Below are 14363 nucleotides of genomic sequence, written 5' to 3'. Positions count from 1 at the left end.
GTTACTCGGCTGCGACTGATTTCACGGCAGGCATTTGCACCTTTGGTTTTGGTTTGGCACCGTGTTCGTACTCTTCCAAGAAATCGAGAACCTCTTGGCGGTAGTGATAGTAATCAGGGTGCTCAAGCAGCGCTTTGCGGGTGCGTGGTCGTGGCAGATTAACATTGGTGATTTTGCCGATTGTCGCCTGTGGCCCATTGGTCATCATCACAACACGGTCCGACAGCAAAATCGCCTCATCCACGTCATGCGTGACACAGATCGTGGTGACTTTTGTGCGTTCCCACACTTCCATCAACACCTCTTGCAATTCCCACCGTGTCAGACTGTCAAGCATACCGAAGGGCTCATCAAGCAGCAGCAATTTGGGCGATAAAGCAAAGGCGCGAGCGATTCCGACACGCTGTTTCATACCGTTGGACATAGAATGCGCTTCTTTGTCCATCGCGTCCGCGAGCCCCACACGTTCCAAATAGTATTCGATCACATCTTGGCGTTCAGCTTGGCTGGCGTTGGGATAGACTTTATGCACACCGATGGCGACGTTTTCTTTGGCTGTGAGCCAAGGGAACAGGTTCGGCGATTGGAACACAACCGCGCGTTCAGGGTCCGCGCCACGCACCTCATACCCATCAAGTTTGATGACACCTTTCGAGATATCATTCAGACCTGCCGCCATCGTCAAAACAGTAGATTTGCCGCAACCAGAGTGGCCGATAACTGAAATAAATTCGCCACGGTTCACCTTAAGATCAAAGTCTTCCACAACAGTGAGCGGCCCTTTGGGGGTCGGGTAAATCTTATGGATTTGCGAGAAATCAAGGTAACGATCTGTGATCATGCCTTCTTGGGCTTTGGTCACAGCCGCAGGCACAGAATGGATCGGCGTTACATTTGGCAGGATGCGCGATTCTTCGTGTTTGGCGGTGATCCCCACATCCATCAAGTAAGACGTCACAGCAACGCGTAAGGCTTTGAACGTCACATCGTTGTTCATCGCCCCACGATCCCGTGGACGTGGAATATTCACCACAAAAGGCTCACCCAACGTGCCATCAGGATTGAGTGGCACAATGCGATCCGCCAGTAAAATGGCTTCGTCCACATCGTTGGTGATCAAGATACAGGTCTTTTTGTCCTGCTCCCAAATATCCAAAATCTCATCGGCCAAATTCGCACGTGTCAAAGCATCAAGCGCAGACAATGGCTCGTCCAGCAACAGCATCTCAGGGTCCATCGCCAAAGCACGGGCCACAGACACACGTTGACGCATCCCGCCGGACAATTCCGCAGGGCGACGCGCTGACGCGTGCCCCAACCCAACCATATTGATGTAGTGATCCGCTTTGTCGCTTTGCTCAGCCTTGGACAGCTTTGGAAAGACGCTTTGAACCGCCAATAGGACATTCCCTTTGACCGTCAACCACGGCATCAAAGAATAGGACTGAAACACCAAACCGCGTTCTGGGCCGGGGCCTTCAATCGGCTGACCTTTGAAGGTCACGCTGCCTGTGTCGGGCTTTTCCAGACCTGCGACCATATTCATGATCGTGGACTTTCCAGAGCCAGAGAACCCTAGGATGGCAAGGAATTCACCTTCTTTTACATCCAAGGAAATGTCCTTGAGAACTTCTTGACGCGTCAGCCCGTTGCCGAAGCCTTTGTTGACGTTTTCGAACGTTAAAATGCTCATGAGATCACCGGTTGTTCGAGAAAGTTGTCAGGGATTGCAGTGCGAACATCACACGGTCCAACAAGAACCCGATGATACCGATGGTCAGCACCGCAACGATGATTTTCGCCAAAGATTGCGAGGATCCGTTTTGGAATTCATCCCAAACGAACTTGCCCAATCCGGGATTCTGCGCCAGCATTTCAGCAGCGATCAAAACCATCCAGCCCACACCCAATGACAGGCGCAAGCCGGTGAAAATCAACGGCAAAGCAGAGGGCAAAACCAGCTTGGTGATTTTACTGTATGTGTTCATTTTCAGAACTTTAGAGACAGAAATCAAATCTTTGTCGATGGTGGCCACCCCCATCGCCGTGTTGATCAACGTGGGCCAAAGCGAACAGAGCGTCACCGTGATCGCGGATACCAAAAACGACTTGGAAAACATGCCATCGTTCGTGGTGTAGACGGCAGAGACAACCATGGTCACAATCGGCAACCACGCCAGCGGCGATACAGGTTTAAACAATTGTACCAACGGGTTTATGGCTGAGTTCGCATAAGGTGACAGGCCTGCAAAGATGCCCAAAGGAATGGCGATAACAGAACCAATCAAGAAGCCAAAGAACACCGTTTTGATCGAGGTCCAAATCTGTGTGTAGTAAGACGGCGACCCCGTATATGGAATGTCCTTAACTTTGTCAGGCTGACCATTCGCAATAAAGCGCTCGTTGCGTTTTGTCACACGTTCTTCATGACTGGCTTTCTTTTCCGATTTTGCAATCGCATCTGCGTGAAGGTTCTTTGCCTCGACCCAGACAGCTGCCGGTCCGGGGATCGCCCCAAGAGAGGTCACGACCTTGGGTGCCATAACGCCCCAAAGCAGTAAAAATCCGATGATCGCCAAGACAGGCACACCCAAAAGGCGCCAAATTTCCTTGCCTTGCGCGCGTGGATTGTCGCCCGCGAGCGCTTTCAAAATCGGGGTCATCCAGCTCAGGCCGATCACTTGAAACCATTTATCCGCTTTGTTGATACGGGTGAACAGTCTGGCGCGCTTTGCCTCTTTGGACTTCGCAATGCTATCTGCGTCCAAGGTATGTGGGTCAATGGCAGTCATTGGGGCGATCCTTAAAAACGGTAAAAGGTGGAGCGCCTTTAGGCGCTCCGCTTAAGATTAACCTTTGATGTCTGAACCTGAGACGATCTGTTCGCCTTTCAGGCCAATCGGCAGGCTTTCCAAGTAAGCATTTGGCGTGGCACCATTGAACTCGATACCATCGATGATGTCCTCAGCTGGCGTTGGCGCTTTATAGCCATCAGAGTCCCAAGGGAAATCAGCTGAATCTGCCAAACCTTCTTCGACCAAAAGCTTTGCTGCCTCGAGGTAAATCTCTGGTTTGTAAACAGATTTCGCAACCTCATCATACCAGCTATCAGGCTTGGCCTCGGCAATTTGACCCCAGCGACGCATCTGCGTCAGGTACCAAACAGCGTCAGAATAGAACGGGTATGTGGCGTGGTGACGGAAGAACACGTTGAAGTCTGGAACCTCGCGCGCATCGCCTTTTTCATACTCAAACGTCCCCGTCATAGAGTTCGCAATCACATCGTAATCGGCGCCCACATAGTCGGCACGTGACAGGATTTCCACCGCTTCAGGACGGTTGGCGTTGTCGTTTTCGTCCAACCACATCGCAGCGCGGATCAGCGCCTTGACCACAGCTTTGGTTGTGTTCGGGTACATTTCAGAAAATTCGTTGGTGATGCCGAACACTTTCTCTGGGTTGTTTTTCCAAAGTTCGTAATCGGTGATCACAGGCACGCCGATGCCTTTAAACACGGCTTGCTGGTTCCACGGTTCCCCAACGCAATAACCGTCGATCGTGCCCGCTTCCAACGTCGCTGGCATTTGAGGTGGGGGCGTCACAGACAAGAAGACTTCTGCACCGATTTGACCGGAGACGTTTTCAGGTGAGTAGTATCCAGGGTTGATACCACCCGCTGCCAACCAGTAGCGCAGTTCATAATTATGCGTGGACACTGGGAACACCATGCCCATGTTGAACGGCTTGCCTTTAGCAGCGTAATCGTCAAGCACAGGTTTCAAAGCGGAAGCTGAAATAGGGTGCGAGATTTTGCCATCAGGGTCTGTTGGCAAAGTCGGCTTAATGGTTTCCCAAACCTCGTTCGACAAGGTGATCGCATTGCCGTTCAAATCCATTGAGAATGGCGTGACGATATGCGCTTCGGTGCCGTAACCGATTGTGGCCGCCAAAGGCTGACCCGCCAGCATATGCGCACCGTCCAGTGTGCCGTCGATCACGCCATCCAAAAGCACTTTCCAGTTGGCTTGCGCTTCCAATGTGACAAACAGACCTTCGTCATCAAAGAAGCCCTGCTCGTATGCAACAGCGAGCGGTGCCATGTCGGTCAATTTGATAAAGCCAAATGTCAGTTCGTCTTTTTCAAGATCTAGCATTTCGGCAAAACCGGGTGCTGCGAGTGCTGTGCTGGCGATGAGGCCAATAAGTAGTTTCTTCATTACCGTGTCCCTTTGTCGTCATCCGCTTGAGGGTGGCTTGCTCGGCACACCGACCTCAAACACAAAAAAAACCGCCGATACGACCCACCCGGGAGGAGGAGGGTGAACGTATCGAGCGGCTTTGCTCTTCGTATTCCATCACTGGAAACATAATTCTGCGTCGTGGCGCCATTGCCTTCGACTGAGTTCAGTGGACCGTTTTGATGCGAAGTCCGCAATGCATCACGGAATGTTTTTTCAACAGCAGCAAAACCCTCGGTAGTTTTGCTTATTATTTAAGCTCTAGCCCAAATTTGGCTCAAAAACGCGCCCATCGAAAAACCGGTCAGGCTGCAAAATGATCTGACCTGATTCTGATGCAACGGCTGTTGGCACCTCGACACCGCCTTCAACTTTGCTCGATGCAATCGGCATATCTGCGGATGTTCGGGCATGTGCGGCGCGATATAGATCAGATCGAAACACCGATCCTGCAGCAGCTAAAGCCGCAGGGCGATCAAGCCCCAAACGCGCAGCGAGCTGACCACCAATCCATTCCGCTTGGGATCGCCACGGAAAACAAGCCGCCCCTGTGTTGAATTCCATGAATTGATCTACGCGACGTTCAACACCCGCTTTGGAAATCACCAACCGCCCATCAAAGGACCGGTCCAAAATGTCAGCAGACATGTTCAGGTATTCAGGACGCGCCAAAAGTTCGGACCGCAAAAGGCGCGATGACGGATCAGCCAGCCACCGCCCAGCGCGACATACAGACCGGATCAACCGCCCCATCAGGGCCGTTTCTTGTTCAGCCCAATCAGAGCGCACAGCAAGAACTTTTTCCGGCGCAAAGGACCATATCGCGGATCCGGGCAATAACAATTCACCAACGCCGTTTTCCACAGCGATAGACCCCCAAGGTTCCCCTACACAAAAAGCGTCGATCTCGCCCGCCTTGATAGCCTCTGCCATCAACGACGGGGGGACCGTTTTAATATCGACGCCCTGCGGCGCGGGAAGCCCTAAAGCCGATAGCCAGTAATACAAAAGTTCCGCATGCATCGAAAACGGAAATGGCACGCCGATGCGCAACCGCGCCCCTGCAGCCGCAATCAGCGCATTACCCGCGGCATAAGCATCGCGGAAATCAAAACTGTGCCCCTGCCCGCGCATTTTCTGCGCCAAAGCATTGGAAACACCAATAACAGTCCCATTTATGGATAAAACCGAGACTGCAGACAGTTTTGCATGTGCTCCACCTAGTCCCAAAGCAGAAGCAACAGGCACTGGTGACAACATATGTGCCGCCTCAACTTGGCCAAAACTGAGCATATCCCGCAAAGATGACCACGATGGCGCGCGGCGCAAATCCAGTGCGATACCTTCTTCGGCAGCGAACCCCATTTCTTGTGCAACAATCAGTGGTGCTGCATCCACCAGCGGCATGAAACCAACAGAGAGAACCGTGCCCTTCATGCCAAAAGCCCCGCAGCGGTCACCAACGCGTTGGCAACATCAGCCACGCGTTTACCTTGATCCATCGCGGTCTTGCGTAAAAGCGCATAGGCTTCGTCCTCGCCAATCCCGCGGGCACGCATCAGCATCCCCTTTGCGCGATCAATGACTTTACGTTCTTCCAAAGCGCGCTTGGTTTCCGCCAGCTCCGTACGCATCCGTTGGAACATACGGAACCGCGCAATGGCCGCGTCAATTACAGGTTTCACACGCTGACTTTGCAGACCGTCGACCACGTAAGCTGAGACCCCCGCCTCGATCGCGGCCGTGGACAGACCATCATCTGAACGGTCCACGAACATCGCCACAGGACGATCCAGGGGGCCAGATGCAAGTGTAAGTTCTTCGAGCGTATCCCGTGAAGGGCTTTCGACATCGATCAACACGATGTCTGGATTATGCGCTTTGATATGACGCGCCAAACCTGTGGGTTCAGCGATGACATGCACATGGTAATCGCCCGCATCGCACAGGCTATCGATGATAAGCTGCGCACGCGCGGGATCGGGTTCGACAATGATAACGGAAAGAGTATTGGCCATAATTTGACAAGGGTCACAGGGGCTTTGCGTTGTAAAGTCAACGCAGGGAGGTACTGTGTAAAATTATGGCCCAACGCCTATTTTTTAATCGAAGCGCGCAAGGTTGCTCTCTATGATGATGAAACTGAATCCTGAAACCCCTTGCATATAAGAGCGCTTCGCGCCAAATTGAGCGCCTTGCATATGGACCGCACCAATGACCAGCAATCCGGACAATCCAGCGATGATCAAAATACCTGCTCTGATTTTGGCTGGAGGGCGCGGAATACGCATGGGCGCACGCGACAAGGCGCTATGTCAATTGGGTGACAAAACGCTATTGGAACACGGGCTTGCGCGTCTGAAAGCGCAATGTTCGCCTGTTGCACTGAATGCGAATGGGGATGTCGCTCGATTTGCGCAATATAATGTTCGGGTGATCCCCGATCCATTAGAGGGCCATCTTGGCCCACTGTCCGGCATCTTAGCGGCGATGGACTGGGCCGCAGGTCTGGGGCATGAGGCCGTGATCACCACAGCCGTGGATACCCCGTTTTTTCCCCGCGACCTTGCCAATCGCCTTAATGCAGAACGTACCGAGGGCAAAATCGCTTTGGCTGGTACGCGCGACGCGACAGGTCAACTGTGGCTGCATCCCACGTTTGGGATTTGGCCCACGGATGCCCGCGATCAACTGCGTGCGGATCTATTGGCGGGCACTCGCAAGGTCACGCAATGGACCCACGCACAAAACGCAGACACAATTATGTTTGAAGCATCAGCCTTTGATCCGTTCTTCAACATCAACACACCTGAAGATTTGAAACTGGCTGAGCAGATAAGCACGCAAGATACTTAACCACATTTGATGAAATAGAAATGCGCCGTGCCAGTCGGGCTAAGCTTGCACTGCGCCTCGTCTGCTACGGTTTGCGCCAAAAGCCTATGGCCGGCTTCGGCGCAAAAATGCGGCACATCAATCACTGCAGCAGGGTCTGACGCCACAAGGCGCAAAACCTCACCGGTTTTCATCGCCAACAATCGCTTGCGCGCTTTGAGCACAGGCAAAGGGCACAAAAGGCCGATGGCGTCGATGTCTTGATCCCACTTCATACGCATTTGCATAGGAGGCTGCGCGCGCCTTGTCTATTGCAGATTTTGATCAATAAAATCCGAACAAAAGCTAGGTCATTGGCCTATGCGTGCGACAACAGCCCGTCCCCACCTGATCTAGATCAGAGACCCGCACATTTTAGCGCGCTACGACATTTTGAGACCGAGCCCCTTAGGGCAGCTCAATTGTACCACAGTATCGAAAGCGGGCAGATCATGCGTTTGACAACAAAAACCAATCTCGCGGCGCGTGTTTTGATGTTTTGTGCGGTCCACAAAGATGAGACTGTGCGGTCATCTGACATCGCGCAGGCATGCAACGCATCTAGCAATCATTTGGCGCAAGTCGTGCATCAATTACATCTGCATGGATATGTTTCGACCCAGCGCGGGCGCTCAGGCGGCTTACGGCTGGGACGTGATATGACTGAAATTTCTATCGGCCAGTTGTTTCGTATCTTTGAAAGCAATGTCCCGTTTGCCGAATGCTTTTCGCCGCGTACAAACACATGCCCCTTGTCTGACAGCTGTAGACTGCGCCAGTATATAGAGCGTGCTCTGGAAGCCTTTTACAATGAACTCGACGCCGTTACATTGGCTGATTTGGTCTATGGAAATTGCGGACTGGAAGCCATCCTCAGCTTAAGCCCACCCAAAATAGACGCTTGCGGGCAGCACACTGAGGCGTAAGAATAGATCGAACTCATTTGAAATGGTGCTAAATAGTGTCAAAATAGAACCGAATAGCGCCAGATGTTCCTATCTTAGGCAATAGCCAGCTTGCCCCCAGTTACCTAGGGTCCGCGCAAGAACAACGAGGCGAAAATGCCCAAGAAACGTCACTAACACACACAATTGGTTCTGACTGGAGGGACTATGCAAAACCTAGAAGCATTCTTTGGGGTCATCAATGACCTCACGTGGGGATGGGCCCTTATCCCCATACTTGTCGTATTTGGCATTTTCATGACACTCATGTCTGGTTTCATCCAGATCGAGTTTTTCAAACGTATGTTCCGCGTCTTGTCTGGCGACAACCAAAACCAAGACCCGAACGCTTTGTCCGCACGTGCGGCTTTGCTTGTGTCTGTTGGTGGACGCGTGGGCGGTGGTAACATTGCTGGTGTTGCCGTGGCGATCACGCTTGGCGGCCCTGGTGCGGTGTTCTGGATGTGGGCGATTGCCTTTGCTGGCATGGCGACATCATTAATCGAATGTACTTTGGCGCAAGTTTACAAACAATCTGATGGCGACAGCGCCTTTCGCGGTGGTCCAGCAGACTACATTCGTCGCGGACTTGGCGCGCGCTACAACTGGATCGCTGTGATCTATGCTGTATGTTTGCTCGCGTCCTTTGGTCTTGGCTTTAACGCCTTCCAAGGCAATACAGTTGCCGGTGCGGTGCAAGAATCCTTTGGCATTGACCGCCTGTACACTGGCATCGCACTTGTCGTGATCACGGCCTTTGTTGTCTTCGGTGGTATCAAACGCATCGCCAAAGCGGCGGATGTCGTTGTGCCTGTGATGGCTGTTGGTTACATCGGCTTGGCAGTTCTTGCGATACTCTTGAACATTGGCGAAATCCCACGGGTCTTCACCGAAATCGTCAGCAGTGCATTTGGCTTTAACGAAGCTGTTGCAGGCGGCATGGGTGCTGCAATTGCCAACGGTCTGCGTCGGGGACTGTTCTCGAACGAGGCAGGCTTGGGCTCTGCGCCAAACGTGGCGGCTACAGCGCTTGTGCGCCACCCAGTAAGCCAAGGCATCACGCAGTCTTTCTCGGTGTTCATCGACACTATCATCATCTGTTCTTGTACAGCTTTTGTTGTGCTGCTGGGCGATGTCTATGTTCCGGGCGCTGAAGGCATCGATGGCGTTGTGTTGACACAGCAATCTTTGGCAAGCCACTTTGGCGATTGGTCCAAATACGCTTTGACTGTTGGTATTTTGCTCTTTGCGTTTTCGTCGATCATCTACAACACCTACCTTGGCGAAAATGCTATGGCGGCGATCACGAAATCCAAAGAAGCAATCATCGGCTTGCGTGTGGCGATTTTGGGCATCGTGATGTTGGGTGCCGTAGCGCCTAATGCGACATCTGTATTCTTCTTCTCAGATCCGATGATGGGCATTTTGGCTGTGGTCAACCTTGTGGCCTTGATGATGCTCTTCCCGACGGCAATGCGTGTCGTGGATGATTTCCGCAAGCAACTTAAAGCTGGCGTCAAACGGCCCGTGTTTGACCCTGACGATTTTCAGGACTTGAATCTGGACCGTGAGGCTTGGAACACAGCGCGCTGGAAAGACGACTAAGCGATCACGTTGGAACACATCTAAAACATATTAAGATAGACTGGGTCGCCTTCGGGCGGCCCTTTTACTGTTAAACGCATATAAAAGACGCCGTAAAGACGGCAGCTTTAACGGATCAGTTCAGCCACAGATGGACCAAGGCAGCCTCTGGCGTCTCACGTCCACCGTTTTGCACACCCGTATTCCACAAAGCCGCCCCCGCAGCATAAGTGCCTGGTTCAAGCGAACCGACCTCACACTGACTAACGGCACGGATTTGCACGCCACGTTCGACGGCCTGAGACAACGCAGCAATAAGACCCGCGTCACTCATGATCGTGCCCGTACCAAAAACCCGCAATACAGCCCCGTCCAGTTCCGCCAACATCGCCGCAAGTGCTGCTGCGGGTAGACCTGCAGCCAAGGTCACGATAGCCAATCGTTTGGCCCCAAAGCGACGATGCTTGGGCCGTGTCATTGGGTCTTGCGGGATGGTCCGAAATGAATCCAGCGCATAACTGTGATGCTTGACCACAGCACGCGCAGACATCAATGTGTTGTTAAAAGACAGAAATACGCCAACAGTTTTATCATGCAGCAAGGCGTCGATCGCAGAGCTTAAATTAGCCTCAGCATCACCGCCTGCCCCAAGAGGCACCATGGAGGCGCAGAGCACCACGCGGCGCTCCAGCCCTTCTAGCGCTTGCGATAGCGCCGCGCCTGTAAACGCCATTGTGTCTGTGCCTTGGATCACCAAAACAGGGCAGTCAGGATGCGCATCGATCACATCTAGCATTTCATTCCAATGATCGGGTCCAAGGTTGGCACTGTCCACCAAAGGCGTAAAAACATGCTGATGTACATCGACACCTACGGGCAAACGCGCAGCCACAGCCGCTTCAACAAGACCAGCTTGTGGTGTCAATCCGTCATCGCTTGACACCATACCGATGGTGCCGCCTGTGTGGATCAATAGCAACTTCATAGATCAATCTTTCGCGCGGTGATCGCGCGGGTTACCAGCGTTTCCGCCACACACTCCGTCACGTCTATAAATGTTTTGCCAGCCACATCTGCGGCAATCAATGGCAACTCTGTGCAGGCCAAAACAACAACGGATGCGGTCAGGTTTTGGGCGATATCTTCAAAGCGCTGTGCCAGCCCGTTGTGATTCTGCCCGAACCGTTTCACATCTTCGATTAAAAAGTGCAATGGTTCTGCTTGTTTAGGTGTCTCAAACTCTATGTCCGAACAAAGTGTCGTGTAAACGGAATAGTCGTCAAGTGCCGCAACGGGACCCGCAGCCAATAGACCGACAGAGGACTGACCTGCTTGCAAAAGGACTTCTCTTAACACCGACTGAAATGACAAAAACTCACCCGCATCCGGCAAGGTGGACAGTAAAGCATCGATCCGCGGCGCAAACCAATTCAATGTGTTACAGGCAATCACAAAGAAATCTACTTGTGGCGCGATTTGGCGCACACTGCGTTCTACGGCCTCCCACGTTTCAGTCTCGTTGGCGCGCAGCGCCATAGACAAGCCCAATTGTGGCTCAGACACAATAACCACGCGTGGTGCCTCAAGATCGCCATGAAAGGCGTCACCCATAATTTTCTGGTTTGATATCAGAACCTTGGACCACAAATCGATTCCTGCTTCGGGGCCAGATCCTGCAATGATCCCGATCGTAAATGGTCTGTTTGTCATAGAAGTCTCCTTATCTTGATCATGCGCGGTTTACCTGTTGTTGACAATTGGCTCATTGCGCGCAAATTGGTGCTAACTGATGCAATTACCGCGAGAAAAAGAGCAAGATGTCCGAAATATCTGAAAATCTGCGCCTGCTATGCTCCTTCAAGACATCCATCTCTCAGGTCAGTCGCGATTTGGGTATCAATCGCAGTCAACTCAATCGTTACCTTGCAGGGACGTCGACCCCTCGAACAGGGCTAATGCGCAAATTATGTGACTACTTTGGCGTTGAAATGCACGAATTGATGCTGCCCCCCAAGGATTTTGCCGAGTTGATCCAGCTGCGCGGCCTCGACAATGATGACAGCACAGGGCGCATGTTACGCCAATACATCGATAAACTTATGGCCAGAAATGAACCTCGCATTCAGAATATGGCTGGCACATTTTGGGAATATTACCAATCCATGTCACAGCCCGGAAAGGTGATCCGAAACCTGATTACCTTTGAGGCTCGCGACCATTATATGTTTTACAAACGCCTCGAACGCATGGGGCCACACGACAAATCCTGCCGTCATCATTTTCGCTATCAAGGGGCTGCTTTGATGACAGGGGATCGCATTTTCATGTCGGATCACGAATATGGCGCCGAAGTCGAGCTAACTCAAACGGTGCTTTACCCCGATTATTCTATGCGTTGGACCCGCCTACATGGCATCAAACTTGGCGTATCTGCGGATAGCAACCATATGCCCTGCGCCGTGCGCGTGGTGTTCGAACGCCCGCCCCACTCCATGCATTCCATGACTGCTCTGCGCCATAGCGGATTGTTTGACCGTGACAGCCCGCATATTCCAGAGCATGTTCTTGAAATGATCGACAACACAACAAGTGGCCCGCATTTGTTTGAAGCCTATTCACGTTAGACAAGTCGGGGTTCGCAATCGCGCGTCATCCCAAAAATCATCGTCATTTTCACACAAAAACGGCGCAGCAAGCCTTATGCCCGCAGCGCCGCAGCTTTCCTAAATCTCTTGCCCTATCGGCCTAAACCGTACCGCCAAGAGACCCTTCAAGGGTCGCAAGTTCCTGACCACCGGCCATCAAATCTTGCAGCTCTTCAGGAGAGACCTCCCCACGCGTTGCTGTGCCTAGGGTTTTACCGCGGTTCAGCACTGTAAAACGATCCCCAACGGCCATCGCATGACGTACGTTATGCGTGATAAAGACCACGGCAACACCTTGCTTGCGCACCTTGTCGATGGTGGCCAGCACGTTGGCTGTTTGGCGCACACCAAGAGCAGAGGTCGGTTCATCAAGAATAAGAACCTTCGCCCCAAAGTGCACCGCACGCGCAATGGCAACAGTCTGGCGCTCACCGCCAGACAATGTACCAACGGCCTGATCTGGTCCGCGCAGGTTAATGCCCATCTTGCGCATTTCGGTCATTGTGACCTCATTCGCATGCGCGTGATCAAACACCTTGAAAGGGCCAAAAGACTTCTGTGGCTCATTGCCCATAAAGAAATTACGGCTCACAGACATCAGCGGAATCATCGCCAAATGTTGGTGCACAGTCGCAATCCCAGCTGTGATCGCATCACGAGGGTCGGCAAACTGCATCGGTACGCCATCAAATAAGATTTCGCCATGCGTGGGTTTATGCACCCCTGACATGGTCTTGATAAAGGTGGATTTACCCGCGCCGTTATCGCCCAAGAGACAGTGACATTCGCCAGGGAAAATATCGACAGACACACCAGCCAAAGCAATCACGCGGCCAAAGTGCTTTTCGATATTCTTCATTTGAATGAGTGGTTTGATATCAGTACTCATATCAACGTTCTCCCGTGATGATGCGGCGGATGTAGGTGTTCAAGATCACCGCACCGAGCAAGATGACGCCTAGGAAGACGCGGAACAGCGAGCTTTCAACACCAGCAAAAAACAGACCCTGCTGCACAACGCCAAAGATCAAAGCACCAAGCGCCGCACCCAAGACTGACCCATAACCACCTGTGAGCAATGCGCCGCCAATCACAACCGCGATGATGGCTTCGAATTCTTTAAGCAAGCCACGCCCTGCGTCAGCTGAGCTGAATTCCATGACCTGAACCGTAGCCAAAACCGTGGCGCAGAAGGCTGTAAACATGAAGAGCAAAATCTTAACACGATCGACCGGAACTCCAGAATTACGTGCGGCTTCGGAATCACCGCCCGCAGCAAAAATCCAGTTGCCGAATTTTGTGCGTGTGAGAATGAAGTGACCCAAGAAAATCAAGCCAAGGGCCCAGACGATCAACATTGGGATGCCTTCAATAACTGGCTGGCCAGCTTTTGTACCGCGTGAGAACGTGGCGATCAGTTCATTGTCGCCCATCCATTGGAACAAGCCTTTGAAAATCTTGCCACCGAACACAGAAGCAAGCCAGTCACCTTCCGAGATTTCTTTGATGCCGCCGATGTTGCTTTTGCCTTCGAATGCATAGGGCAAGAAAATCGCGAAACCGCGCAAAATGAACAAGAATGCCAGCGTCACAATAAAGCTTGGCAGACCTGTGCGAACGACAATAAGGCCGTTCATGGCGCCGAGGCTAATTGTAATGGCAAAAGTGACGAGAATTGCGAGCCACATAGGCCAGCCGAAAGTCGTGGCAAAAATTGCCATGATCATACTGGCGAACCCAATCATAGAGCCGACTGACAGGTCGAACTCGCCAGCAATCATCAATAAACATGCCCCAACGGCGATGATCATAAACTGTGCCGAAACTTGGCTCCAGTTCATCACACCTTGCGGGCTAAACATGCCGCTATCACCGGCAAAAATTAGAAACAGAACGAAGACGATAACCGTCCCACACATACCACCAAGCTCAGGTCGGATAAGGGCTTTGCGCAGGGGGGAAATCCGTTTGACTCGTTCGTCACTCTCAATGGCCTCGTTGGCTTGTGACATGAGCACTCCCTCTCATTTTAAATATAAAAAACAAAGGGCGCGCAAAATCCTGCGCACCCTTCTTAA

General features: G+C 52.2%; 14 protein-coding genes. 4 read left to right on the top strand and 10 right to left on the bottom strand.

Annotated elements, in window-relative coordinates:
* Position 1: 1 nt before the first annotated feature.
* From KO497_RS02800 to KO497_RS02780, 5 genes are all read right to left on the bottom strand, one after another.
* The gene (locus KO497_RS02800) at positions 2-1693 is read right to left on the bottom strand and encodes an ABC transporter ATP-binding protein (protein WP_215942443.1); all 1692 of its coding nucleotides are present in this window, start codon (positions 1691-1693) and stop codon (positions 2-4) included.
* A 4-nt stretch (positions 1694-1697) separates the two neighbouring features.
* On the bottom strand, positions 1698-2792 hold the full coding sequence (locus tag KO497_RS02795) for an ABC transporter permease (protein ID WP_215942442.1): 1095 nt from the start codon (positions 2790-2792) through the stop codon (positions 1698-1700).
* 57 nt (positions 2793-2849) lie between these two features.
* Positions 2850-4217: a CmpA/NrtA family ABC transporter substrate-binding protein gene (locus tag KO497_RS02790; protein ID WP_215942441.1), complete on the bottom strand. Its 1368-nt coding sequence runs from the start codon at positions 4215-4217 to the stop codon at positions 2850-2852.
* 282 nt (positions 4218-4499) lie between these two features.
* Positions 4500-5675, bottom strand: a complete 1176-nt coding sequence (locus KO497_RS02785) for an ABC transporter substrate-binding protein (protein WP_215942440.1) — start codon at positions 5673-5675, stop codon at positions 4500-4502.
* Positions 5672-6256 (bottom strand): ANTAR domain-containing response regulator, encoded by a 585-nt coding sequence (locus tag KO497_RS02780; protein ID WP_215942439.1) that lies wholly within the window; start codon positions 6254-6256, stop codon positions 5672-5674. Before KO497_RS02780 ends, KO497_RS02785 begins: the two co-directional genes overlap by 4 nt.
* 196 nt (positions 6257-6452) lie before the next feature.
* Between KO497_RS02780 and mobA the strand changes: the two genes are divergently transcribed.
* Positions 6453-7094: a molybdenum cofactor guanylyltransferase MobA gene (gene mobA, locus KO497_RS02775; protein ID WP_252729482.1), complete on the top strand. Its 642-nt coding sequence runs from the start codon at positions 6453-6455 to the stop codon at positions 7092-7094.
* Here mobA and KO497_RS02770 read toward each other — a convergent pair.
* Positions 7091-7348 carry a sulfurtransferase TusA family protein gene (locus tag KO497_RS02770; RefSeq protein WP_215942438.1) on the bottom strand — a complete coding sequence of 86 codons (258 nt, stop codon included), beginning with the start codon at positions 7346-7348 and terminating at the stop codon, positions 7091-7093. The genes mobA and KO497_RS02770 overlap by 4 nt on opposite strands.
* A 216-nt stretch (positions 7349-7564) precedes the next feature.
* Here KO497_RS02770 and KO497_RS02765 point away from each other — a divergent pair, with 216 nt between their 5' ends.
* Together KO497_RS02765 and KO497_RS02760 are read left to right on the top strand one after the other, a co-directional pair.
* Entirely contained in the window at positions 7565-8038 is a 474-nt protein-coding gene (locus tag KO497_RS02765) for an RrF2 family transcriptional regulator (protein WP_215942437.1), read from the top strand.
* Between the two features lie 186 nt (positions 8039-8224).
* On the top strand, positions 8225-9661 hold the full coding sequence (locus tag KO497_RS02760) for an alanine/glycine:cation symporter family protein (protein ID WP_215942436.1): 1437 nt from the start codon (positions 8225-8227) through the stop codon (positions 9659-9661).
* Positions 9662-9776: 115 nt separating this feature from the next.
* Here the strand turns inward: KO497_RS02760 and KO497_RS02755 are convergent, their stop codons facing one another.
* Complete coding sequence (locus tag KO497_RS02755) at positions 9777-10625, bottom strand: asparaginase (protein WP_215942435.1); 849 nt, start codon at positions 10623-10625, stop codon at positions 9777-9779.
* Positions 10622-11350 carry an aspartate/glutamate racemase family protein gene (locus KO497_RS02750; RefSeq protein ID WP_215942434.1) on the bottom strand — a complete coding sequence of 243 codons (729 nt, stop codon included), beginning with the start codon at positions 11348-11350 and terminating at the stop codon, positions 10622-10624. Before KO497_RS02750 ends, KO497_RS02755 begins: the two co-directional genes overlap by 4 nt.
* Before the next feature lie 107 nt (positions 11351-11457).
* Between KO497_RS02750 and KO497_RS02745 the strand changes: the two genes are divergently transcribed.
* On the top strand, positions 11458-12264 hold the full coding sequence (locus KO497_RS02745; protein ID WP_215942433.1) for a helix-turn-helix domain-containing protein: 807 nt from the start codon (positions 11458-11460) through the stop codon (positions 12262-12264).
* 121 nt (positions 12265-12385) lie between these two features.
* Here the strand turns inward: KO497_RS02745 and KO497_RS02740 are convergent, their stop codons facing one another.
* Positions 12386-13174 (bottom strand): ATP-binding cassette domain-containing protein, encoded by a 789-nt coding sequence (locus KO497_RS02740; protein ID WP_215942432.1) that lies wholly within the window; start codon positions 13172-13174, stop codon positions 12386-12388.
* Position 13175: 1 nt separating this feature from the next.
* Positions 13176-14297 carry an ABC transporter permease gene (locus KO497_RS02735; protein WP_215942431.1) on the bottom strand — a complete coding sequence of 374 codons (1122 nt, stop codon included), beginning with the start codon at positions 14295-14297 and terminating at the stop codon, positions 13176-13178.
* Between the last annotated feature and the right edge of the window lie 66 nt (positions 14298-14363).

The sequence above is a fragment of the Pacificibacter marinus genome, from assembly GCF_018860665.1.
In the GTDB taxonomy this organism is placed as follows: domain Bacteria; phylum Pseudomonadota; class Alphaproteobacteria; order Rhodobacterales; family Rhodobacteraceae; genus Celeribacter; species Celeribacter marinus_A.
This window is presented reverse-complemented; position numbering and strand designations above follow the sequence as displayed.